General features: G+C 61.7%; 19 protein-coding genes, 2 tRNA genes and 1 pseudogene. 20 read left to right on the top strand and 2 right to left on the bottom strand.

All coding sequences use genetic code 11. The features are described 5' to 3' along the window. Positions 1 to 25 precede the first annotated feature (25 nt). The 4 genes and pseudogenes from maiA to BVH06_RS26270 all read left to right on the top strand — a co-directional run bounded on the left by maiA (position 26) and on the right by BVH06_RS26270 (position 4,369). Positions 26 to 676, top strand: coding sequence for a maleylacetoacetate isomerase (gene maiA / locus BVH06_RS10400; protein ID WP_075934025.1), 651 nt, complete (start codon positions 26 to 28; stop codon positions 674 to 676). Positions 677 to 757: 81 nt separating this feature from the next. Then, complete coding sequence (locus BVH06_RS10395) at positions 758 to 2,146, top strand: amino acid permease (protein WP_075934024.1); 1,389 nt, start codon at positions 758 to 760, stop codon at positions 2,144 to 2,146. Positions 2,147 to 2,413: 267 nt separating this feature from the next. Beyond that, positions 2,414 to 3,514, top strand: a pseudogene (locus BVH06_RS26275) (HAMP domain-containing protein); the annotation flags it as partial. Continuing rightward, entirely contained in the window at positions 3,497 to 4,369 is an 873-nt protein-coding gene (locus BVH06_RS26270) for a methyl-accepting chemotaxis protein (RefSeq protein ID WP_371915280.1), read from the top strand. The pseudogene BVH06_RS26275 and the gene BVH06_RS26270, both read left to right, overlap by 18 nt. A 147-nt stretch (positions 4,370 to 4,516) precedes the next feature. Here the strand turns inward: BVH06_RS26270 and BVH06_RS10385 are convergent, their stop codons facing one another. Further along, on the bottom strand, positions 4,517 to 5,644 hold the full coding sequence (locus tag BVH06_RS10385) for a metal-dependent hydrolase (protein WP_075934022.1): 1,128 nt from the start codon (positions 5,642 to 5,644) through the stop codon (positions 4,517 to 4,519). Positions 5,645 to 5,789: 145 nt separating this feature from the next. Between BVH06_RS10385 and arfB the strand changes: the two genes are divergently transcribed. Further along, complete coding sequence (arfB, locus tag BVH06_RS10380) at positions 5,790 to 6,203, top strand: alternative ribosome rescue aminoacyl-tRNA hydrolase ArfB (protein WP_075934021.1); 414 nt, start codon at positions 5,790 to 5,792, stop codon at positions 6,201 to 6,203. 359 nt (positions 6,204 to 6,562) lie between these two features. On the opposite strand, the gene dkgB is transcribed toward arfB, so the two are convergent. Then, a complete protein-coding gene (gene dkgB, locus BVH06_RS10375) occupies positions 6,563 to 7,366 on the bottom strand; it encodes a 2,5-didehydrogluconate reductase DkgB (protein ID WP_075932579.1) in 804 nt (267 codons plus the stop codon). A gap of 153 nt (positions 7,367 to 7,519) precedes the next feature. On the opposite strand from dkgB, the gene BVH06_RS10370 reads away from it, so the two are divergent. The 15 genes from BVH06_RS10370 to BVH06_RS10300 all read left to right on the top strand — a co-directional run bounded on the left by BVH06_RS10370 (position 7,520) and on the right by BVH06_RS10300 (position 22,228). Beyond that, on the top strand, positions 7,520 to 8,413 hold the full coding sequence (locus BVH06_RS10370) for a LysR substrate-binding domain-containing protein (protein ID WP_075932578.1): 894 nt from the start codon (positions 7,520 to 7,522) through the stop codon (positions 8,411 to 8,413). A gap of 162 nt (positions 8,414 to 8,575) precedes the next feature. After that, positions 8,576 to 8,977 carry a PA2779 family protein gene (locus BVH06_RS10365; protein WP_075934020.1) on the top strand — a complete coding sequence of 134 codons (402 nt, stop codon included), beginning with the start codon at positions 8,576 to 8,578 and terminating at the stop codon, positions 8,975 to 8,977. Then, positions 8,962 to 9,921, top strand: a complete 960-nt coding sequence (locus BVH06_RS10360) for a PA2778 family cysteine peptidase (protein ID WP_075934019.1) — start codon at positions 8,962 to 8,964, stop codon at positions 9,919 to 9,921. The genes BVH06_RS10365 and BVH06_RS10360 overlap by 16 nt, the downstream gene beginning before the upstream one ends. A 340-nt stretch (positions 9,922 to 10,261) precedes the next feature. Further along, positions 10,262 to 10,338 (top strand) — tRNA-Val (locus tag BVH06_RS10355). Between the two features lie 291 nt (positions 10,339 to 10,629). Then, entirely contained in the window at positions 10,630 to 12,552 is a 1,923-nt protein-coding gene (gene thrS / locus BVH06_RS10350) for a threonine--tRNA ligase (RefSeq protein ID WP_075932575.1), read from the top strand. After that, the gene (infC, locus tag BVH06_RS10345) at positions 12,552 to 13,103 is read left to right on the top strand and encodes a translation initiation factor IF-3 (protein WP_170833973.1); all 552 of its coding nucleotides are present in this window, start codon (positions 12,552 to 12,554) and stop codon (positions 13,101 to 13,103) included. The genes thrS and infC overlap by 1 nt, the downstream gene beginning before the upstream one ends. A 59-nt stretch (positions 13,104 to 13,162) precedes the next feature. After that, complete coding sequence (rpmI, locus tag BVH06_RS10340) at positions 13,163 to 13,357, top strand: 50S ribosomal protein L35 (RefSeq protein WP_013791845.1); 195 nt, start codon at positions 13,163 to 13,165, stop codon at positions 13,355 to 13,357. Positions 13,358 to 13,384: 27 nt separating this feature from the next. Further along, a complete protein-coding gene (rplT, locus tag BVH06_RS10335; protein ID WP_013791844.1) occupies positions 13,385 to 13,741 on the top strand; it encodes a 50S ribosomal protein L20 in 357 nt (118 codons plus the stop codon). A 129-nt stretch (positions 13,742 to 13,870) separates the two neighbouring features. Continuing rightward, positions 13,871 to 14,887 (top strand): phenylalanine--tRNA ligase subunit alpha, encoded by a 1,017-nt coding sequence (gene pheS / locus BVH06_RS10330; RefSeq protein WP_075934018.1) that lies wholly within the window; start codon positions 13,871 to 13,873, stop codon positions 14,885 to 14,887. Between the two features lie 45 nt (positions 14,888 to 14,932). Next, positions 14,933 to 17,308: a phenylalanine--tRNA ligase subunit beta gene (gene pheT, locus BVH06_RS10325; protein ID WP_075934017.1), complete on the top strand. Its 2,376-nt coding sequence runs from the start codon at positions 14,933 to 14,935 to the stop codon at positions 17,306 to 17,308. A 3-nt stretch (positions 17,309 to 17,311) separates the two neighbouring features. Beyond that, positions 17,312 to 17,614: an integration host factor subunit alpha gene (ihfA, locus tag BVH06_RS10320; RefSeq protein WP_013791841.1), complete on the top strand. Its 303-nt coding sequence runs from the start codon at positions 17,312 to 17,314 to the stop codon at positions 17,612 to 17,614. Then, complete coding sequence (locus tag BVH06_RS10315) at positions 17,595 to 17,951, top strand: MerR family transcriptional regulator (RefSeq protein WP_013791840.1); 357 nt, start codon at positions 17,595 to 17,597, stop codon at positions 17,949 to 17,951. Before ihfA ends, BVH06_RS10315 begins: the two co-directional genes overlap by 20 nt. 88 nt (positions 17,952 to 18,039) lie before the next feature. Then, positions 18,040 to 18,116, top strand: a tRNA-Pro gene (locus tag BVH06_RS10310). A gap of 258 nt (positions 18,117 to 18,374) precedes the next feature. After that, positions 18,375 to 21,209 carry a DUF499 domain-containing protein gene (locus BVH06_RS10305; protein WP_075934016.1) on the top strand — a complete coding sequence of 945 codons (2,835 nt, stop codon included), beginning with the start codon at positions 18,375 to 18,377 and terminating at the stop codon, positions 21,207 to 21,209. Continuing rightward, positions 21,209 to 22,228, top strand: a complete 1,020-nt coding sequence (locus BVH06_RS10300; protein WP_075934015.1) for a hypothetical protein — start codon at positions 21,209 to 21,211, stop codon at positions 22,226 to 22,228. Before BVH06_RS10305 ends, BVH06_RS10300 begins: the two co-directional genes overlap by 1 nt. Positions 22,229 to 22,239: the final 11 nt, after the last annotated feature.

Genomic DNA, 22,239 nt, shown 5'->3' with positions numbered 1-22,239 from the left:
AGGTAGCTTAGGTACGGAGGTTCATATGTTGACGTTATACGGCTACTGGCGCTCCAGCGCTGCCTACCGGGTGCGTATCGTCCTCAACCTCAAGGGCCTGGCTTATCGACAGGTGCCGGTGCATCTGGTGCGCGATGGCGGCGAGCAGCATGGCCAGGCTTACCAGGCGCTGAATCCCCAGGGCCTGGTGCCGCTGCTGGTGGACGACGAAAACGGCGGGGTGCCCATCGCCCAGTCCCTGGCGATCATCGAGTACCTGGAGGAGATTTTCCCGGTGCCGGCCATCCTGCCGGCCGACCCCGTCGCCCGTGCCCAGGTACGCGCCCTGGCGCTGCATCTCGCCTGTGACGTGCACCCGCTCAACAACCTGCGGGTGCTGCAGTATCTGAGCCGCGAGCTGGGCGTGGACGACGCGGCGAAAAACGCCTGGTACCGCCATTGGGTGGCCGAAGGACTGGCAGCGGTGGAGCAGGGGTTGGCGGCGTACGGCGATACATTTTCCCTGGGCACGCGGCCTGGCTATCTGGAAGCCTGTTTGGTTCCACAGGTGTACAATGCGCGCCGTTTCGACTGTGACCTCGATGCGTACCCACGCATCCTCGCGCTGACCGCCCGTTGTGAGGCCCTTGAAGCATTCCGGCATGCCGCGCCGGATGCCCAGCCCGACGCGCAGTAACCGCAAGCACCCAAGCCATTCCGCAAGGCCACGAGCCGGGCGGGTTCGATCCCGTCACGGTCGATCACCCACAGGTGACAGATGCCAAGCGAAATGCTCCAGACCGGCCCGCTCAAGCGCGGCCTGAAGAACCGCCACATTCAGTTGATCGCCCTGGGCGGTGCCATCGGTACCGGCCTGTTCCTGGGCTCGGCCGGGGTCATGGCCTCTGCCGGGCCATCGATGATCCTCGGTTATGCGATCGGCGGTTTCATCGCCTTTCTGATCATGCGCCAGCTTGGCGAGATGATCGTCGAGGAGCCGGTGGCCGGCTCGTTCAGCCACTTCGCCCATAGCTACTGGGGGCCGTTCGCCGGCTTTCTGTCCGGCTGGAACTACTGGGTGCTCTACGTGCTGGTGGGCATGGCCGAGCTGACCGCGGTGGGTAAGTACGTGCAGTACTGGTGGCCGGAAATCCCCACCTGGGCAACGGCGGCGGCGTTCTTCGTGCTGATCAACGCCATCAACCTGACCAACGTGCGGGTGTTCGGCGAGGCCGAATTCTGGTTCTCGATCATCAAGGTGGTGGCGATCATGGGCATGATCCTGCTCGGCTGCTACCTGCTGTTCAGTGGCGCGGGCGGTGAGCAGGCCTCGGTCAGCAACCTGTGGAGCCACGGCGGCTTCTTCCCCAACGGGGTTTCCGGTTTGCTGATGATGATGGCCATCATCATGTTCTCCTTTGGCGGCCTGGAGCTGGTGGGCATCACCGCGGCCGAGGCCGACCAGCCAAAAACCGTGATTCCCAAGGCCATCAATCAGGTGGTCTACCGCATCCTGATCTTCTACATCGGCGCACTGACCGTGCTGCTGTCGCTGCATCCCTGGGACGATCTGGTGGCGACCCTGACCGCTGGCGGCGACTCCTACGGCAGCAGCCCCTTCGTGCAGATCTTCTCGCTGATCGGCAGCGACACCGCCGCGCACCTGCTCAACTTCGTGGTGCTCACCGCGGCGCTGTCGGTCTACAACAGCGGCGTGTACTGCAACAGCCGCATGCTCTACGGCCTGGCCGAGCAGGGCAACGCACCGAAGGCGCTGCTCAAGGTCGACAAGCGCGGCGTGCCGGTACTGGCGATCTTCTTTTCGGCGCTGTTCACGCTGATTTGCGTGGTGATCAACTACCTGGTGCCCAAGAGCGCGCTGGAGCTGCTGATGTCCCTGGTGGTCGCCGCCCTGGTGATCAACTGGGCGATGATCAGCCTGGCCCACATCAAATTCCGCAAGGCCATGCAGGCCAAGGGCGTCGAGCCGTCGTTCAAGGCCTTCTGGTTCCCCTTTGCCAACTACCTGTGCCTGGCCTTCGTGCTGTTCATCCTGGGCGTGATGCTGTTCATCCCCGGCATTCGCATCTCGGTGTTCGCCATTCCGTTCTGGCTGCTGTTCATCTGGGGTTGCTACCAGATCCGCCAGCGCCGCCTGGCTCGCTGAGATTCGTCCCACACCCGCAGCGCAATGCTGCGGGTGGCATTTGTGCCTAATCATCGACTCCCACGTACGCGCTGTAACCTTTTGTCGCAGGCTTGGCCATGCGTACGGGCTCGTGGCGGTATAGTGGCGACTTGATGGCGCCAGTGATCGGTTTTTTTTCGCTCAGGCTTTGCCCCTTGCGGCCGATTAACTGGCTGACGCCATGAGTCGCGCGGTCATCAACCTGTCCGCGCACTGCAATCTATAAAAACAAATGGAGCCGCTTGGATGTTGCATTCTGCCACTCGACTGTTCGTCGACCTCTCCGTAGGCAAGAAACTTCTGGTCGGTTTTGGCCTGGTATTGCTGCTGACCGTTGCCGTGACGGCCAGTGGCTTCGTTGCCGTGCAGGCGGTGATGAAAGGTCATGCCCAGTCCGTATCGCTGTCGACCATCGACGCGCAGATCCTCGGCGCCCGGCGCATGGAGCGCGACTACGCGATCAGCCACAGCGAAGCCGATGCCCAGCGCATGCGCGAGCAGCTCGCCAAGGTGCGTGCCGGCCTGGCCGAACAGATCGCCAGCGCCACGCCTGCCGAGCGTGAGCGCCTGCAGGCCATGGATACCGCCACCGCCGACTATCTGCAGCAGTTCGACGCCAGCGTGCAGCAGCAGGTGCGCGCCAACGAGGCCCGCACCCAGATGGGCGAGGCCGCCCAGGAGGCGCGCAGCCAGTTCGAGATGATCGAACTGGGCATGTACGACGCCGTGCGCGAGTTGCGCCTGGCCGGTGACCAACTGCGCGGCAGCGACCCGCTGACCCTGGCCGAGACCGCCTCCAACCTCAGCAAGCGCATGCTCGAACTGCGCAGCCACGAGAGCCAGTTCATCATCGATGGCTCGCCCTCGGCGCTGGAGGACTGGAACTTCGTCAGCTACGACCTGCAGTCCTCGGCCAATGGCCTGATGGTCTGGCTCAACGATGACCAGAAGCGCGCCATCGAAGCGGCGCTGGTGGCCTTGACCAACTATCAGCAAGCGTTCACCAATTTCCAGCAGGTGCACGAGCAAAGTCTGGCCAGCGATGCCGCCATGCTCAAGCAGGCCGACCAGGTTCTGGCACTGGCCGAGCAGGCCAAGAACATCGAAGAGCAGACCATGAGCGGCGATAGCCGCAGCGCCATGCTGCTGCTCGGCAGCATGGGCCTCGCGGCGGTGCTGATCGGCCTGTTCGCTGCCTTCACCATCAGCCGCTCCATCGTCGCGCCGCTGCGTCAGACCGTCGAGTTCGCGCGGCGTATCGCTGGCGGCGACCTGAGCCAGGATCTGCCGCAGAACCGCCGCGACGAGCTCGGCCAGTTACTCGAGGCCATGCAGGGCATGACCAGTAGCCTGCGCGATCTGGTCGGCCGCATCGGCACCGGTGTCGGGCAGATTGCCGCGGCTGCCGAGCAACTGTCGGCCATTACCGCCCAGACCAGTGCCGGCGTGCAGACCCAGAAGGTGGAAACCGAACAGACTGCCACCGCCATGCACCAGATGGCCGCCACCGTGCAGGAAGTGGCGCAGAACGCCGAGCAGGCCTCGCTGGCCGCCGCCGATGCCGACCGCGAAGCGCAGCAGGGCAACCAGGTGGTGCAGCAGGCCATCGGCCAGGTCGGCAAGCTGGCCCAGGAAGTCGAGCAGTCGGCCGAGGCCATGCAGGCGCTGAATCAGGAAAGCGGGCGCATCGGCAGCGTGCTGGAAGTGATTCGCGCGGTGGCCGAACAGACCAACCTGCTGGCGCTCAACGCCGCCATCGAGGCCGCACGCGCCGGTGACCAGGGCCGCGGCTTCGCGGTGGTGGCCGATGAGGTGCGCGCGCTGGCCCGCCGCACCCACGATTCGACCCAGGAAATCGAGAACCTGATCGCCAACCTGCAGCGCCTCGCCGACGGCGCGGCCACGCAGATGGAAGGCAGTCGCGCGCTGACCCAGCGCACCGTGGGCCTGGCCGGCGAGGCGGGCGATGCCCTCGGCCGCATCACCCAGGCGGTCAGTACCATCGAGCAGATGAACCAGCAGATCGCCGCCGCCGCGGAAGAGCAGAGCGCCGTGGCGGAAACCATCAGCGAAAGCGTCACCCGGGTGCGTGATATCGGCGAGCAGAGCGCCAGTGCCAGCCAGCAGACCGCCACCTCGAGCGCCGAACTGGCGCGCCTGGGCGTCGAACTGCAGGGGCTAGTGCGGCAGTTCCGGACCTGACATCGCGGATGCCCGGGAGAAGGCTTCCTGGGTATCGCTTCGCTCCACCCAGGCTACGGTCTGGGCTGATGTTGCGGGCTGCAGTGGCGGCTCGGGTCGAGCCTGCGATACCCGGGGTGACTTCCCGCCTACCGCAGCCTGGCGCCGTTACAGCGCCGGGTCGCCTTTGTCGTTCGCGGAACTGGCGGCTTTGCGGCCTGGGGCCAGGTCGCTGTCGGACGGGCCGTCACCTTTGGGATCGACGCTCAGCTCGCTGGCCCACAAAGCCAGTGGCACGGGTGTTGACGGCTGCCAGATGCGCTGCCAGAGCAGGGCCAGGCGCTGCATGTCGCCGCGTTCCGAAGGCCAGCGCTCGATATAGGGTTGCACCTGCCAGGCGCCGTTCTGCCAATGGGCGAAGTCGAAGCGGAACGGGTGAAAGCCGGTCATGCCCAGGCGGATATCGGTGACCACCAGGTGATCGCCGATGCGGTCGTAACGCAGCACGTCATTGGTGAACCACTTCAGGCGCTGGTGGGCGTGGGAATCGTCCAGGGCCTGGCCCAGCGCCGCACCGCGCGGCATGCGCTCCAGTACTGGCGGCGCACTGTCGAACCAGCCAACCAGCGCTTCGTGATAATCCTCGTCCTCGATGGCCACCACGCGCCACAACAGCGTGTTGAAGGGTGTCGGCGAGCTGAAGATGGCCTCGGCTTCGATGCCCTGGCGCGCCAGTTCCTGCTCCACGCGATGTTCGGCCATGTACTTGCCGCCCAGGGTCGAGGCGAGATAGACCGTGGAAAACGCCAGGGCCCAGTTGACCACCGGGTTGGCCTTGTCCTTCAAACCAGCGATCAGCCCGTAGATCACCGCGCCGAGCAGCGGCAGGCTGTAGATCGGGTCGATGATGAAGATGCTCGACCAGGCCGCCGGCGTCGGTGCGAACGGCCAGAGTAGTTGCGTGCCGTAACTGGTGAAAGCATCGAGAAGAGGGTGGGTGATCAACACCAGCCAGATGGCCAGGAACAATCGCCGTGACGAGTAGCCGGGGTTGGGCCGCCATTGTCGCAGCAGCCAGGTCAGCAGCAGGGCGAAGCCGGTCAGCACGAACAGCGAGTGGCTGAAGCCGCGGTGGTAGGTCATCGCCGCCACCGAGTCGCCGTAGTCGATGACCACGTCGAGATCTGGCAGGGTGCCCAGCACGGCGCCGTACAACAGGGCCTTGCGGCCCTGCCAGCGCCCCAACAGCGCGCCCTGGATGCTGGCGCCGAGTACGGCTTGGGTGATCGAATCCATGGGTGTTCTCGCAGGCTGGGAGGGCGGGTCGCTTAACTTACTTGAGCGCCTCAAGGGGCGTAGAGGGAAATTTCAAGCAAAGGTTTCAGCCATGCTGGCGTCTACCCTGGGCTATCCTGCACGCCCACTCGAAACAAGGCGCCCCATGCTGGTCATTTCCAACAGCGTTCATCTGCCAGACGATGAAGTCGAACTCACCGCCATTCGCGCCCAGGGCGCGGGCGGGCAGAACGTCAACAAGGTGTCCAGCGCCATGCACCTGCGCTTCGACAGCCAGGCATCGTCCTTGCCGCCTTTCTATAAGGAGCGGCTGCTGGCCATGCGTGACAGCCGCATCACCGCCGATGGCGTGGTGATCATCAAGGCCCAGCAGTACCGTACCCAGGAGCAGAACCGCGCCGATGCCCTGGAGCGACTGGCCGAACTGATCCGCTCGGCCGGCAAGACCGAAAAGGCCCGCCGCCCGACCAAACCAACCCTCGGCTCGAAGAAGCGCCGGCTGGAAGGCAAGGCCAAGCGTGGGGCGATCAAGGCGGGCAGGGGCAGGGTCGACTTCTGAGAGCCTGCTCATAATCGTTCAGCCCGGGCTCGCGGATTTTGGCAGCTAACTGGCTGTATCGGATGTAGGGTGGATGGACGCTTTTTTCATCCACCATTGCGGGTTTCGGAGCTGTGGACGGGGCGAGCTGCGTAGGCGAAGCGTCAGCTACGCCCCGATCCACCTTACGAGCCGAGCCTGCTTCGATAGGAGCCGCGACCTCGCGGCGATTCGCTCAGGCACCGCCAAAATAGGCAGTGAGGCTGCAATCGTTTCGCCCCGAGGTCGGGGCTCCCACAGGTCGGTTTTAGTGGCTGCTTCTGCCTTGTAGTTGCTGCTTCAGGCGTATAAAGGTCGTGAACAGGCTCTGAGCCGAGCACTTAGTCCCACTGCGGCGCGAAGTCCGGATTGGCCAGGCGTTCGCCGCGCTCCAGTCCGGCGATGGCGGCCATGTCCTGGTCGCTGAGGGTGAGCTTCAAGGCGCCGAGGTTGCTCTCCAGGTTGGCGCGTTTGGTCGACGAGGGGATTACCGCGAAGCCCTGTTGTAGCGCCCAGGCCAGTGCAACCTGCGCCGGGTTGGCGGCATGCCGGCTGGCGATTTCCTGGATCACCGGATCGGTCATCACCTTGCCATAGGCCAGTGGCATGTAGGCGGTCAGGTGAATGCCGTGTTCCTGGGCGAATTCGACCACCTTGCGATTCTGCAGGAACGGATGGATCTCAACCTGGTGGGTGGCGATCTGGTCCGCGCCGACCACTTCCATAGCCTGCTGCAGGTGCGCGTTGGTGAAGTTGGAAACGCCCAGCTGCGCGGTTAGGCCGGCAGCCTTGGCTTCCAGCAGGGCGGCCATGTATTCGGCGACCTGGAGTTCATCGTCTGGCGACGGCCAGTGAATCAGCGTCAGGTCGACCTGCTCCATACGCAGCTTGTGCAGGCTCTCCTTGAGGCTGGGGATCAGCTTGTCGGCGCCCAGGTTGTCGACCCAGATCTTGGTGGTGACGAACAGTTCGCTGCGCGGCACGCCGCCATCGGCGATGGCCTGGCCAACCTCGGCTTCGTTGCCGTAGATCTGTGCCGTATCGATATGCCGGTAGCCGAGCTCCAGGCCATTGCGTACCGAGTCGATGACCTGCTGGTCCTTGAGGCGGTAGGTGCCGAGGCCGAGGGCGGGAATCTGTGGCATGGGAGTCTCCTGTGAAATGAACGACTGTCTGTAGCTGACAGCACTGCCCAGCGCTTGTTGCGCTGGATTGGCGAGTGAGTATGGAACGTGGACTTGTGCAGAAAAACCGCGTTTCATGGCAAACATATTTGCTGCCCGGTCACGAATGCCGCCATGAAAACCTCCCTCGACGAACTCCTCGCGTTTAGCACCGTGGTCGCCGCCGGCTCGATCAGCGCCGCCGCCCAGCAACTGGGGCAGACCGCTTCGGGCATCAGCCGCGCCCTCAGCCGGCTGGAGGAGAAGCTTGATGTCACCCTGCTGCAGCGCACCACCCGGCGCCTGGAGCTGACCGAGGAGGGCCAGGCTTTTCTGCTCCAGGCGCGGCGCATCCTCGCCAGCGTCGAGGAGGCCGAAGAACAGATGCGCGTGCGCCGGCAAACGCCAGCCGGGCGGCTGCGCGTCAACGCTGCGGCGCCGTTCGTGCTGCATGCCGTGGTGCCGCTGATCAAGGGGTTTCGCGAGCGCTACCCGAACATCGAGCTGGAGCTGCACAGCAGCGACCAGATCATCGACCTCATCGAGCAGCGCACCGACGTGGCCATCCGTATCGGCCAATTGCGCGACTCGACCCTGCATGCGCGGCCGCTGGGCAGCAGCCGGTTGCGGGTGCTGGCCAGCCCTTCATACCTGGCCGCCCATGGCGCGCCCGCTAGCGTCGCCGCGCTGCAAGGCCATAGCCTGCTAGGCTTCACCCAGCCCGACAGCCTCAACCGTTGGCCACTGCGCCACGCCGGGGGCGAAAGCCTGGACATCGTGCCGACCTTGCAGGCCTCCAGCGGCGAAACGCTGCGGCAGTTGGCGCTGGAGGGCGTGGGGATTGTCTGCCTGGCGGACTTCATGACCCACCTCGACCGCAGCCGTGGCGACCTGGTGCAGGTGCTCGCCGAGCACACCGTGGAGGTTCGCCAGCCGATCCACGCCGTGTACTACCGCAACACGGCGCTAACCTCGCGCATCACCTGTTTTCTCGATTACCTGAGCAGCGAGTTGGGCACCATGGACTGAGCTTTTGGTTAATGGAGAAAGGCCTTTGCTCAGGGGCGGCCGATGCGGCTGCAGGCCGCGCAATTACAGGCGTGTAGGGGAGGGCGAGCGGGCAGCAGATATAGGCGGAACTGGCTGTGTGCCACACGGGTCTAGGATGATGGTTGATAAGGAGATACCAAAATGACCAAATCCCCGTTCTTTCGTCGCTTGGCTGCCATGCTGGCAGTGTTCCATGTCCTGATGATCGCTCAGGTTCCACTCGCCAATGCCGCGATGATCGGCACGGGTGAAGTGCTGACCGAGCAGCAACAGCAGGTCGACCGTCAGCAGCTGCTGTCGATGCTCGATGATCAACAGGTCAAGGACAAGCTGCTCGCCATGGGTGTGGAGCGTGATCAGGTAGAGAACCGCATCAACAACCTGACCAGTGCCGAACTCGCGCAATTCAACCAGCAACTGTCTGAAGCCCCGGCCGGTGCCGGCGTGGTCGGCGTGATCGTGTTGTTCTTGGTGATCTTCATCATCACCGATATGCTCTGCGCCACCGACATCTTCAGTTTCGTGAAATGCATAAATCGCTAAGACTGCTCTCCGTTTCACTTCTGATCGTTCTGCTCAGTGCGTGCGCCAGGTCTCCGGTGTTGTCACCGGACGCCCAGCGCCTGCCTGAGCGGGTCGAGCTCAGCAGCGTTCCCTTCTATCCGCAGAGCGCTTACCAATGTGGGCCGGCCGCCCTGGCGACCATGCTCAACCAGCGCGGTGTGCTGACCACGCCGGGCTTCCTGCAGGATCAGGTCTACATTCCTGGCCGCGAAGGCAGCCTGCAGGTCGAGATGGTCGCTGCGGCGCGATCTCACGATTTGCTCGTCTACCCGCTCAAGCCGAAGCTCGACTCGCTGCTCGCCGAGGTCGCCGCCGGCAACCCCGTGCTGGTGCTGCAGAACCTGGGCTTCGACTGGTACCCACAGTGGCATTTCGCAGTGCTGGTGGGCTACGACCGCCGTGAAGAGAAACTCATCCTACGCTCCGGTACTACCCGCCGCTGGGTGACCGAGTTCGCCGCCTTCGACAAAACCTGGGCCCGTGGCAATCGCTGGGCCGTGGTCACCGTGCCGCCCGACACCTTGCCCGCCACTGCCGAGCCGACCGTATGGCTCAAAGCCGCGGCGGATCTGGAAGAGGTTGGCCGCAAGGACGTTGCCCCGCACGCTTACCGCACCGCGACCCAGCGCTGGCCCGAACAGGCCGTAGGCTGGTTCGCCCTGGCCAACAGCCGCTATGCAGGTGGTGACCTGCGCGGCGCCGAAGCGGCGTTTCGCGAGAGCGTTAGCCGCCAGGCTGATTTCGCGCCCGGCTGGTTCAACCTGTCCCAGGTGCTCGACGAGCGCGGCTGCAAGGCTGAAGCCGCCAGCGCCCGCCAGTGCGCCCAGCGCCTGAAGCCGGACGACAAGCGCTTCAGCGTGATTGGCAAGCAGGGCACCACCAGTGAGCAGTGCGCCGCTCCTGTGGCCTGTCCGGTTCAGTAGTGGTACTTGCGGGAAAACGAACGGCGCTCATCGAGCGCCGTTTTTTGTAGCGATGCTGGAAGGCGTGGCCTCTGGTGGCCGAACCCTAGAGCCGAAGTAGCTGCCCGCTCCCACAGATTAGTCCGTAGGTCAAACCGCAACGGTGGCCACTCGTAGCTGTAGGGCGAACTCAGCCAGTAGCCTGGGTCGAGCGAAGCGATACCCAGGAATTTCCAGCAGCCTCGCGCCAAGGGGCAGGGCATCCAAACCGACCAAATCAAAAAAACTCAGTTTTTTTAGTCAGTTAGCGAAAAAAGGTGTTGACTCTTTTTCGCTGCTCCGTAGAATGCGCACCCACAGCAGGCACATAGCTCAGTTGGTTAGAGCACCACCTTGACATGGTGGGGGTCGTTGGTTCGAATCCAATTGTGCCTACCAAATTCTTTAAATGGTCGCTTCGGCGGCCATTTTTTTTGCTCGTCGTTTTTGCGTTCCCGTCGCGGGTTGCGCCCGGTGCTTCGGAATTTCTCGAAGATGGCCGGTTTGCCTTGTCAGGCCCGCGTGATTCTGAAAGCATCCACCGTTTCACATCCTCCAGTGACTGCGGTTCGTTCTCGGTTGGCCTCACGGCCCCTGCCTCTGTATGGCAGATACGCCACCGGATCGCTTACTGGCTCATCCCAACCCATGTGGCCTTTGGTAGAGGTCACCACTAGGAGAGGAGGCGCCATGCCCACCATTACTCTTCCCGATGGCAGTCAGCGTTCGTTCGATCACCCGGTATCCGTACTCGAGGTGGCGCAATCCATTGGTGCCGGTCTGGCCAAGGCCACCGTTGCCGGCAAGGTCGACGGCCGTCTGGTTGACGCCTGCGACCTGATCGAAAACGATGCGACCCTGCAGATCATCACGCCGAAGGACCAGGAGGGTGTCGAGATCATCCGCCACTCCTGCGCCCACCTGGTCGGTCACGCGGTCAAGCAGCTGTACCCGACTGCGCGCATGGTCATTGGTCCGGTCATCGACGATGGCTTCTATTACGACATCGCCTACGAGCGCCCCTTCACGCCTGAAGACGTGACCGCCATCGAAGCGCGCATGAAAGAGCTGATCGACAAGGATTACGACGTCATCAAGAAGGTGACGCCGCGTGCCGAAGTCATCGACGTGTTCAAGTCCCGTGGCGAAGACTACAAGCTGCGCCTGGTCGACGACATGCCGGACGAACAGGCCATGGGCTTGTACTATCACGAAGAGTACGTGGACATGTGCCGCGGCCCGCACGTGCCCAACACCCGCTTCCTCAAGGCGTTCAAGCTGACCAAGCTGTCCGGTGCCTACTGGCGTGGCGACGCCAAGAACGAGCAACTGCAGCGCGTCTACGGCACCGCCTGGGCGGACAAGAAGCAACTGGCGGCCTACATCCAGCGTATCGAAGAAGCCGAGAAACGCGACCACCGCAAGATCGGCAAGCAGCTCGATCTTTTCCACCTGCAGGAAGAAGCGCCGGGCATGGTGTTCTGGCACGCCAACGGCTGGACCGTCTACCAGGTGCTCGAGCAGTACATGCGCCAGGTGCAGCGCGAGAACGGTTACTCGGAAATCAAGACCCCGCAGGTCGTCGATCGCATCCTTTGGGAGCGCTCCGGCCATTGGTCCAACTACGCCGAGAACATGTTCACCACCTCGTCGGAAAGCCGCGATTACGCGGTGAAGCCGATGAACTGCCCGTGCCACGTGCAGGTGTTCAACCAGGGCTTGAAGTCCTACCGTGACCTGCCGCTGCGCCTGGCCGAGTTCGGTGCTTGTCACCGTAACGAGCCGTCCGGCGCGCTGCACGGCATCATGCGCGTGCGTGGCTTCGTGCAGGACGATGCGCACATCTTCTGCACCGAAGAACAGGTGAAGAAAGAAGCGGCCGATTTCATCAAGCTGACCCTGGACGTCTACAAGGACTTCGGCTTCACCGACATCGCCATGAAGCTGTCGACTCGCCCGGCCAAGCGCGTGGGTTCCGAAGAGTTGTGGGATCGCGCCGAAGGCGCCCTGGCCGATGCGCTGAACGAATCCGGCCTGGAGTGGGAATACCAGCCGGGCGAGGGCGCGTTCTACGGTCCGAAGATCGAGTTCACCCTGCGCGACTGCCTCGGCCGTAACTGGCAGTGCGGTACCCTGCAGTACGACCCGAACCTGCCGGAGCGCCTCGACGCCAGCTATATCGCCGAAGACAACAGCCGTGTGCGCCCGGTCATGCTGCACCGTGCCATCCTCGGTTCGTTCGAGCGCTTCATCGGTATGCTGATCGAGCACTATGCCGGCGTGTTCCCGGCGTGGCTGGCGCCGACCCAGGCGGTGATCATGAACATCACCGACAAGCAGGCCGATTTCGCCCTCGAAGTCGAAAAAACGTTGAATCAAAACGGATTTCGTGCCAAGTCGGACTTGAGGAACGAGAAGATTGGCTTTAAAATCCGCGAGCATACTTTGCTCAAGGTTCCCTATCTGCTGGTGATCGGCGATCGGGAAGTCGAGACAAGAACTGTCGCTGTGCGCACTCGTGAGGGTGCCGATCTGGGCTCCATGCCCGTCGCTCAATTCACTGAATTGCTCGCGCAAGCGGTTTCCCGGCGTGGTCGCCAAGAATTGGAGTAATCATTATTAAGCGTGATATGAGACAAGATAAACGAGGCGCCCCGAAGGCTCCGATCAACGAGAATATCTCGGCACGCGAGGTTCGGTTAATTGGCGCTGACGGTGAGCAAATTGGCATCGTCTCTATTGATGAAGCGCTTAGGATCGCTGAAGAGGCCAAGCTGGACCTGGTAGAAATCTCTGCCGACGCCCAGCCGCCTGTGTGCAGGATCATGGACTACGGCAAGCACCTCTTCGAGAAGAAGAAGCAAGCTGCCATTGCCAAGAAGAACCAGCACCAGCAGCAGATCAAGGAAATCAAGTTTCGTCCAGGGACGGAAGAAGGGGATTACCAGGTAAAACTACGCAACCTGGTACGTTTCCTGATGGAAGGGGACAAGGCCAAGATCTCTCTGAGATTCCGTGGTCGTGAGATGGCCCACCAGGAGCTGGGTATGGAACTGTTGAAGCGGGTCGAAGCCGACCTCGCCGAACACGGTACCGTCGAACAGCATCCTAAGATGGAAGGACGCCAGCTAATGATGGTCATCGCTCCCAAACGCAAGAAATAACCTCCAGGGCACGGCAGGCCTTATGGTTATCTATATCAACTGAATGCGGAGTTACGAACATGCCAAAGATGAAAACCAAGAGCGGCGCTGCCAAGCGCTTTCTCAAAACGGCTGCGGGCTTCAAGCACAAGCATGCTTTCAAGAGCCACATCCTGACCAAGATGTCCACCAAGCGTAAGCGTCAACTTCGCGGTAGCGAACTGATGCATCCGTCGGACAAGGCAAAAGTCGAGCGCATGCTGCGCGTTCGTTAATCTCGGTCAAGATAGAGGAAATTACTCATGGCTCGTGTTAAGCGTGGCGTTATCGCTCGTGCTCGTCACAAAAAAATCCTGAAACTGGCTAAAGGCTACTACGGCGCACGTTCGCGTGTATTCCGTGTTGCCAAGCAGGCTGTCATCAAGGCGGGTCAATACGCCTACCGTGACCGTCGCCAGAAGAAGCGTCAGTTCCGCGCTCTGTGGATCGCTCGTATCAACGCTGGTGCTCGCATCAACGGTCTGTCCTACAGCCGTCTGATCGCTGGCCTGAAAAAAGCGTCGATCGAAATCGACCGCAAGGTTCTGGCTGATCTGGCAGTGAACGAAAAAGCGGCGTTTGCTGCGATTGTCGAGAAAGCGAAAGCCGTACTGGCTTAAGTCCCCGACAATCACCGGGTTTCCCGGTGCACTAGAGGCGACAGGCGTAACCCGCAGGTCGACTCTAAACGTCATCGACAGGGGAAGAGCCTTCAAGCTCTTCCCCTGTTTCGTATCTGGAGTCTGTAAATGGAAAATCTGGATGTGCTGGTCTCGCAAGCGCTCGAGGCTGTCAGTCACACCGACGATGTGAACGCCCTGGAACAACTGCGGGTTCACTATCTGGGCAAGAAAGGCGAGCTGACCCAGGTCATGAAGACTCTGGGCAACCTGTCTGCCGAAGAACGCCCCAAGGCGGGCGCGCTGATCAACGCGGCCAAGGAGCGCGTCCAGGACGCCCTCAACAGCCGTAAAGAGATTCTCGAGTCGGCGGCCCTGAGTGCCAAGCTCGCTGCCGAACGTATCGATGTCACCCTGCCGGGCCGCGGCCAGGCTTCCGGTGGCTTGCATCCGGTTACCCGTACCCTGGAGCGCGTAGAGCAGTTCTTTACCCGCATTGGTTACGGCATCGCCGAAGGCCCCGAAGTGGAGAACGACTACCACAACTTCGAGGCGCTCAACATTCCGGGCCACCACCCGGCGCGTGCCATGCACGACACCTTCTATTTCAACGCCAACATGCTGCTGCGCACCCATACCTCGCCGGTACAGGTACGCACCATGGAAGCCCAGCAGCCGCCGATCCGTATCGTCTGCCCGGGCCGCGTGTACCGTTGCGATTCCGATATCACCCACTCGCCGATGTTCCACCAGGTCGAAGGCCTGTTCGTGGACGAAGGCGTGAGCTTCGCCGACCTCAAGGGCACCATCGAGGAATTCCTCCGCGTGTTCTTCGAGAAGCCCCTGGGCGTGCGTTTCCGTCCTTCCTTCTTCCCGTTCACCGAGCCTTCGGCCGAAGTCGACATGCAGTGCGTGATGTGCAGCGGCAAAGGCTGCCGCGTGTGCAAGCAGACCGGCTGGCTGGAAGTGATGGGCTGCGGCATGGTGCACCCCAACGTGCTGCGCATGAGCGGCATCGACCCGGAAAAATACTCCGGCTTCGCCTTTGGCATGGGCGTCGAGCGCCTGGCCATGCTGCGCTACGGCGTCAACGATTTACGGCTGTTCTTCGATAACGACCTGCGGTTCCTGGCGCAATTTCGCTAGCCCCCAGCAGTTTCGTAATCGAATTCGATCAGGAGAACAGACAACATGAAATTCAGTGAACAGTGGCTGCGCAGCTGGGTGAGCCCCCAGGCTAGCCGTGACGAGCTGGTCGCGCGCCTGTCCATGGCCGGCCTGGAAGTCGACAGCGTCAGCCCCGTGGCCGGTGCCTTCAGCGGCGTGATCGTCGGTGAAGTGCTGAGCACCGAGCAGCACCCCGATGCCGACAAACTGCGCGTGTGCCAGGTCAGCAACGGCAGTGAAACCTTTCAGGTGGTGTGTGGCGCGCCTAACGTGCGCCCCGGCCTGAAGATCCCGTTCGCCACCATCGGCGCCGAGCTGCCCGGCGACTTCAAGATCAAGAAGGCCAAGCTGCGCGGCGTCGAGTCCAACGGCATGCTCTGCTCGGCCTCCGAACTGCAGATCAGCGAAGACAACGACGGCCTGCTGGAACTGCCGGCCGATGCGCCGGTGGGCCAGGACATCCGTGAGTACTTCGAACTCAACGACGTCAGCATCGAAGTCGACCTGACCCCCAACCGCGGTGACTGTCTGTCCCTGGCGGGTCTCGCTCGTGAAGTCGGCGCGCTGTACGACGCCCCGGTCACCCGCCCGCAAATCGCTGCGGTCGCCCCGGCCCACGATGAAGTGCGCCCGGTCGACGTGCTGGCTCCGCAAGCCTGCCCGCGTTACCTGGGCCGCGTGGTGCGCAACGTCGACCTGTCCAAGCCGACCCCGCGCTGGATGGTCGAGCGCCTGCGCCGCGCCAATGTACGCAGCATCGATGCCGCCGTCGACGTCACCAACTACGTGATGCTCGAACTCGGCCAGCCGATGCATGCCTTCGACCTGAACGTGATCCAGGGCGGCATTCGCGTGCGCATGGCCGAAGAGGGCGAGAAGCTGGTGCTGCTCGACGGCCAGGAAGTCACCCTGCGTGCCGACACCCTGGTAATCGCCGACCACCAGCGCGCCCTGGCCATCGCCGGCGTGATGGGCGGCGAGCACAGTGGCGTCAGCGACACCACCCGTGATCTGTTCCTGGAAAGCGCCTTTTTCGACACCATCGCCGTGGCTGGCAAGGCCCGTTCCTACGGCCTGCACACCGACTCCTCGCACCGCTTCGAGCGCGGCGTGGACTCGCAGCTGGCCCGCGAAGCCATGGAACGCGCCACCGCGCTGCTGCTGGAGATCGTTGGCGGCGAAGCCGGCCCGATCATCGAAGCGGTCGACCCGGCACAACTGCCGAACGTTGCGCCGATCAGCCTGCGCGCCGAGCGCGTCGAGCAGATGCTCGGCCTCAAGCTCGACGACGAGCTGATCGTCAAACTGCTGGGCGCCCTGGGCCTGAGCGTCGAGGGTGGGGCAGGGCAGTGGCAGGTCAAGGTGCCGAGCCACCGCTTCGATATCAGCCTGGAAGTCGACCTGATCGAAGAGCTGGCCCGCCTCTACGGCTACAACCGCCTGCCGGTGCGTTACCCGCAGGCGCGCCTGGCGCCGCAGACCAAGGCCGAGGCCGTCGCCGACCTACCGGTGCTGCGCCGCCTGCTGGTGGCCCGTGGTTACCAGGAAGCGATCACCTACAGCTTCATCGATCCCAAGCTGTTCGAGCTGTTCAGCCCGGGCGTCAAGCCGCTGACCCTGGCCAACCCGATCTCCGCCGACATGGCCGCCATGCGCGCCTCGCTGTGGCCGGGTCTGGTCAAGGCGGTGGAGCACAACCTCAACCGTCAGCAGTCGCGCGTGCGCCTGTTCGAAAGCGGCCTGCGCTTCGTCGGCCAGCTGGACGAGCTCAAGCAGGAGCCGATGCTCGCCGGCGTGATCACCGGCAGCCGCCTGCCGGAAAGCTGGGCCCATGGCCGTGACAGCGTCGACTTCTTCGACGCCAAGGCCGACGTGGAAGCGCTGCTGGCCGCCGCAGGCGACGCCGCCAGCTTCGCCTTCGTGCCGGGCGAGCACAGTGCCCTGCACCCGGGCCAGACCGCACGCATCGAGCGCGAAGGGCGTCTGGTCGGTTACCTGGGTGCCATCCACCCGGAACTGGCCAAGACCCTCGGCCTGGATCAGCCGCTGTTCCTGTTCGAGCTGCTGCTGAGCGAAATCACCGCAGGCCGCATGCCGGCGTTCAAGGAACTGTCGCGCTTCCCCGAAGTGCGTCGTGACCTGGCGCTGCTGGTCGACCGTGACGTGCCGGCCCAGAACCTGTTGGCTGACATTCGCGAGCAGGCCGGCGAGTGGCTCACCGACCTCAGGTTGTTTGATGTTTATCAGGGTAAAGGTATTGATCCGCTTAGAAAAAGCCTGGCGGTCGGCTTGACCTGGCAGCATCCATCGCGCACTCTAAATGACGATGAGGTGAGCACCACCACGCAAAACATCCTCACCTCCCTGGAACAAAGGTTCAACGCCACGTTAAGGAACTAGCGTATGGGGGCACTGACGAAAGCTGAGATGGCCGAACGTCTGTACGATGAGCTGGGCCTGAACAAACGAGAAGCCAAGGAACTGGTGGAGCTCTTCTTCGAAGAAATCCGCCAGGCACTGGAACTCAATGAGCAGGTGAAGCTCTCAGGCTTCGGTAACTTCGATCTGCGCGATAAGCGTCAGCGCCCCGGTCGTAATCCAAAAACAGGGGAGGAGATCCCGATCACGGCCCGCCGTGTCGTGACTTTCCGCCCCGGCCAGAAGCTCAAAGCCAGGGTTGAAGCCTATGCTGGAACCAAGTCATAACGACGAACTGCCTGTCATACCCGGCAAGCGGTACTTCACCATCGGCGAGGTCAGTGAGCTCTGTGCGGTCAAACCGCACGTGCTTCGTTATTGGGAGCAGGAGTTTCCACAGCTCAACCCGGTCAAGCGTCGCGGCAACCGTCGGTATTACCAGCGCCAGGACGTGCTGATGATCCGCCAGATCCGTGCCTTGTTGTACGACCAGGGCTTCACCATCGGTGGCGCACGCCTGCGCCTGACCGGCGAAGAAGCCAAGGACGACACCACCCAGTACAAGCAACTCATCAAGCAGATGATCGCCGAGCTGGAAGATGTACTCCACGTCCTGCGCAAATGAATTTGTAGAAAAACCTTCCACAATTCAGATGCTTAGTTTATAGTCTCTCCCGCTTTCGGCTAACGCCAAAGGCACCAGCAACACCCGTCGGGGCGTAGCGCAGCCCGGTAGCGCACTTGCATGGGGTGCAAGGGGTCGAGTGTTCGAATCACTCCGTCCCGACCAAAAAACCCTAGAAAATCCAGCCACTTAGCGGTGGCTGGATTTTTTTATGCCTGATGGTTTTGTTGCACTTCCAGGAAAGTGGTCTTCTGGTTGCCAATTGGTTGCCAATTGAGATTGGCTTATCCATGATGTCTTTTTGGCTGTTTGGTCACAAAAGCCGAGCCCATAGTCTCATGTTGGTGGTGCAGGGTGCAGGGTGCAGGGTGCAGGGTGCATGGCCAGAGACCGAGAGGCCAATTTTGTTGGGGAGCTTGAATAATGCTTGGATTGACTTTACGGGAAGAGTTTCGAGGCAAGCGCCTCAAAGGGACAGCAATCGAGCTCTCCAACGACGCAAATACTGGTGCGACGCAAATCGCCGCACAGCAGTTTCTAGAGATCACCTATCCGACCCATGACCTATTAAAGGGCATTGAGGCTGTAGGCCCTAACCAGGGGCGCCCGGTGGTAGTGATCGGAGAGCGCGGTCTGGGTAAATCCCACCTGATGGCTGCTCTATATCACGCTGTTAACGATCCAATATCGACTGGGGCCTGGCTAAAGGGATGGGCTGCCACGCTAGGTGATGCCAATGTCAGTCAGATTGCTTTGCGCAATGGAATGTTGGTCATTGGCGAGAGCCTTCACCGCCAGCGCTACAAATTTTTGTGGGATTTGCTGTTCGAGCGCCATCCTCGCGGCGAATTCATTAAGGGTAAGTGGGAGGGTATGGGGGCTGCCAAGACCGATATCCCATCCGACAAGCTCATCGTTGAGCTCCTTGAGCACACGCCAACGATGCTGCTGCTGGATGAGTTCCAGACCTGGTATGACGGCCTGACCAATACCAAGCAGTACCCATGGAAGAACTGGGCGTTTAACTTTATCCAGATCCTTTCGGAGATTGCCAAGGAGCGCCCAGATCTGCTGGTGCTCGTGATCTCCGTTCGTAATGGTGGAAGCGATGCCTACCAGCAGGTACACCGTGTTAATCCGGTAGCCATTGACTTCAAGGCGGGGGGCAATGCCGAGCGCATCCAGCAGGATCGGCGGCGAATGTTGCTGCACCGTTTGTTCGACAACCGTCTTCATATAGCTGACGGCACTATTGAGTCACTGGTCGCACAGCACGTCTCAGAATACTTCCGCCTGCTTGATGTGCCGCCGGCCGAGCAGGAGCGCAAGCGCCGCGAATTCACCGAGTCTTGGCCTTATGCACCGCACCTGTTGCGTCTGCTGGAGGAGCAGGTGCTGATCGCCACTGACGCTCAGGAAGCGCGCGACATGATTCGTATCCTGGCCAACCTTTACAAGAGCCGTGGCGAAGCCGTGCCTGTGCTCACCGCCGCCGACTTCCGGCTGGATGACGATACCTCGGGCATTGGCGCGCTGTTGGATTCAGTATCCAACGAACACCATCGCACCCTGCGCGAAAAGGCACAGCACAACATCATCTCGGTGACCGAGGCGGTGTACGACCACGCCAATCTTGCGCCACACCTGCAAGAGATCGTGGGGGCGCTGTGGCTGCGGTCGATTGCTGTTGGCAACCTCGCAGGGGCCGATCCAGCCACGCTGCAGGTGGACATCACCCGCAACAAGCCGGTGGACAGCAACGCCTTCCAGGTCGAGCTGGCGACGATTGTCGAGAACAGTTTCAACATCCATCAAGACGGCCCGCGCCTGGTCTTCCGTGAGGAAGAAAATCCACGGGCCAGATTGATGGCTTGCGCCCGTAACGACAAGCTTTTCACCGATGGCTCCGATCAGGCGCACCTGGCCAAGCAGGTGCGCTACGTCATCGGCGGCAGCGACGAGGTCGCAAAAAATTTCCGCGTGATTGCTTTGCCGAGATCCTGGCAGACAGACCCATGGACATCACTCGACGAAGCCGAGCAGCCAGAGCGCTGGGATGACCGTTTGCCTGTCTTGGTACTGCCGGAAGAACCGGAAAAAGCCGATCAGACGTTGGGTCGTTGGCTCAAGGATCACCTGCAAAAGCGCCGCAACACCGTTCGCTTCCTGTTGCCCCGATCTGGTTCCACTAATGCATTCCTGGATCGAGATCTGCTCATCCTCGCGCGCGCCGAAATGAAGGCGCAGGAATGGAGCGGTCAGAACCCTGAATACAAAAAACTGCACAAAGAATTCGAAGGCACCCTGCGTGACAACTTGAAGAAGCGCTTTGACCGTTTCGCTGCTCTGCACCGCTACGATCACCAGAACCCGCAGCAATCCCTGTTCAGTGTCGAGCACCTGAAAAAGCAAGGTGCGCAAATCCCCGAAGGCATCGAGGAAACGCTGACCAACGATCTTTTCGTGCCTGAAGACTTCGAGGACCTCGTGCTCGAGGCGGCCTCCGAGAATGCGTCCCTCGGCAAGCTGCTGCGCGAATTGCAGGAGCCACGCCCTGCGGGTCAGGACTGCATCCCTTGGCTGGGTGAAACTGCGATGAAGGAGCGCATCCTCCGTCTGTGCGCACGCGGCAAGATCGCCATTAATCTGCGCAATCTGGAGCATCTGCAAACCCACGCAGGCGAAGACGAGGAATCTGCATGGCGGCGCTTGCGGCCCAAACTTTCCTACACTGGGCGTCAACTGGATGAGGTTTTCCTCATGGAGCCCTCGGCCGTGCCCGCGACCGGCGGCACCACGCCACCCGCGCCGCAGTCTCCTGCTGGCGCTTCCAGTAATGGATCGGGCGGCGATATCTTTGGCGGTGGTACGACCACGCCACCCGCCTCACCTGTCGGTGGCGATAACATTCCCGGCAGCGGTACATCGCCGAATGGTGGCGACATCTTTGGCGGTGGCACAAGCTCCACTGCCAAACCTCGCATTCCGCTCTCTAATCCGCCAACTTCGCCGCTCAACCTGATCGGCAAGCTTGAAGGCTGGGGCATTGGCCCTGCTTCCCCTGTCCACGAGGTTCGACTTGCTTCCATCGGCAGTGCGAATAGTCGCCTAGTGGACGCCTTGAAAATCGTTGGCGAGGCCGGTAGTGAAGTCACGATAAAGGTGACTGCCGCCACCGGCGCGCAGCTCAAGGAGCTGCTCAAGAAGCTGCCCGACGGCATGACCTTCGAGCTGAGCCTTGAGAAGGAGGACAACTGATGGCGCTGGATGCGGGAATATTGCAGCGCCTGACTCAAGGCTCCGCTGCGGACGCGTGGCGTTTCATCATTGAACGCGCAGTCGAAATTGCCTCCAGGCCGTTAGCGGAAGGCAATGCCCCTAGCGAAGTTGTCAAGCGCGACCGAGAGATCGGCGAGCTCGATCTGTTCCTCGGCTCCAGTGCTTGGGATCTATGGCGGTGTTTCGGTCAATCCGAAATTAGCGGGGTCGAGCGCACTTCCGATCGTCTTGCTCAATGGTGGGCCGAGCAGAGTTATGGCAATAGTGCAGCTCGTGCTGTGCTGATTCTGGATGCATTGAGCTTGCGCGAGCTGCCCTGGTTGCTTCAAGGCGCCAAAGAGCGCGGTTTTACTCTGCAAGGTGTTACAGCTACCGCCTCTGAGTTGCCTAGTGAAACCAACCAATTCGCCCGTGCACTGGGCTTGGCAAGTCGCAGTCAATTGCAGGCCAACGGAGGCGGATTAGCTCACAAGCTGCAACCGGCTCAGACCGAGACCATCGATCTACCTTGGAAGGACTGTGAAAGTCTGGTTGTTAGTGCGTCCGGGGCGAAGAACTGGGTGTTCTGGCATCACTGGCCGGATGCCAAGCTTCATGACTATGGTGCAGGTCAGGGGCTGGAGCTGCTGACCAAGGATGCCGCGCAGCAGCTTTCCGGCGACGATTTTTGGGCCTTTGTGGAGCGTCTAGCTACTGGGCGGCGCTTGGTCATTACTTCGGATCACGGCTACGCCGCCACGGGCTACTTCCCCGATGCCGGTGGTGAGGTCGCCGCCCACCTCAAGCAGACTTTTTCCAGCGGGCGTAGTAAAGCTGGTAATGGTGATGCAGGCCCCTTCGTTCCTCCGGTTGCCTTGCAAATTCAGAGTCCTCACGGGGCTCATTTGTTGGCTATGGGACGAAGAAAATGGCGTAGTCAAGGAGGCTACCCAACTTTGACACATGGCGGCCTGTCGCTACTGGAAGTGCTATCGCCGTTTGTTGAAATAAGCAAATGAAAGGCTGCTTC

Origin of the sequence: Pseudomonas sp. PA27(2017) (assembly GCF_001945445.1) — a bacterium.
Classification (GTDB): Bacteria; Pseudomonadota; Gammaproteobacteria; order Pseudomonadales; family Pseudomonadaceae; genus Aquipseudomonas.
Note: the sequence above shows the minus strand (reverse complement) of the source record. Positions and strands in the feature narration are given on the sequence as shown.

Excerpts from the sequence above, each read along its gene's own strand:
- BVH06_RS10305 (WP_075934016.1), top strand. The coding sequence starts at position 18,375 with ATGCTTGGATTGACTTTACGGGAAGAGTTTCGAGGCAAGCGCCTCAAA.
- ihfA (WP_013791841.1), top strand. The coding sequence starts at position 17,312 with ATGGGGGCACTGACGAAAGCTGAGATGGCCGAACGTCTGTACGATGAG.
- pheT (WP_075934017.1), top strand. The coding sequence starts at position 14,933 with ATGAAATTCAGTGAACAGTGGCTGCGCAGCTGGGTGAGCCCCCAGGCT.
- thrS (WP_075932575.1), top strand. The coding sequence starts at position 10,630 with ATGCCCACCATTACTCTTCCCGATGGCAGTCAGCGTTCGTTCGATCAC.
- BVH06_RS10365 (WP_075934020.1), top strand. The coding sequence starts at position 8,576 with ATGACCAAATCCCCGTTCTTTCGTCGCTTGGCTGCCATGCTGGCAGTG.
- BVH06_RS10385 (WP_075934022.1), bottom strand. The coding sequence starts at position 5,644 with ATGGATTCGATCACCCAAGCCGTACTCGGCGCCAGCATCCAGGGCGCG.
- BVH06_RS26270 (WP_371915280.1), top strand. The coding sequence starts at position 3,497 with ATGCAGGGCATGACCAGTAGCCTGCGCGATCTGGTCGGCCGCATCGGC.
- rpmI (WP_013791845.1), top strand. The coding sequence starts at position 13,163 with ATGCCAAAGATGAAAACCAAGAGCGGCGCTGCCAAGCGCTTTCTCAAA.
- arfB (WP_075934021.1), top strand. The coding sequence starts at position 5,790 with ATGCTGGTCATTTCCAACAGCGTTCATCTGCCAGACGATGAAGTCGAA.
- BVH06_RS10360 (WP_075934019.1), top strand. The coding sequence starts at position 8,962 with ATGCATAAATCGCTAAGACTGCTCTCCGTTTCACTTCTGATCGTTCTG.
- maiA (WP_075934025.1), top strand. The coding sequence starts at position 26 with ATGTTGACGTTATACGGCTACTGGCGCTCCAGCGCTGCCTACCGGGTG.
- BVH06_RS10370 (WP_075932578.1), top strand. The coding sequence starts at position 7,520 with ATGAAAACCTCCCTCGACGAACTCCTCGCGTTTAGCACCGTGGTCGCC.
- BVH06_RS10395 (WP_075934024.1), top strand. The coding sequence starts at position 758 with ATGCCAAGCGAAATGCTCCAGACCGGCCCGCTCAAGCGCGGCCTGAAG.
- BVH06_RS10300 (WP_075934015.1), top strand. The coding sequence starts at position 21,209 with ATGGCGCTGGATGCGGGAATATTGCAGCGCCTGACTCAAGGCTCCGCT.
- pheS (WP_075934018.1), top strand. The coding sequence starts at position 13,871 with ATGGAAAATCTGGATGTGCTGGTCTCGCAAGCGCTCGAGGCTGTCAGT.
- dkgB (WP_075932579.1), bottom strand. The coding sequence starts at position 7,366 with ATGCCACAGATTCCCGCCCTCGGCCTCGGCACCTACCGCCTCAAGGAC.
- rplT (WP_013791844.1), top strand. The coding sequence starts at position 13,385 with ATGGCTCGTGTTAAGCGTGGCGTTATCGCTCGTGCTCGTCACAAAAAA.
- BVH06_RS10315 (WP_013791840.1), top strand. The coding sequence starts at position 17,595 with ATGCTGGAACCAAGTCATAACGACGAACTGCCTGTCATACCCGGCAAG.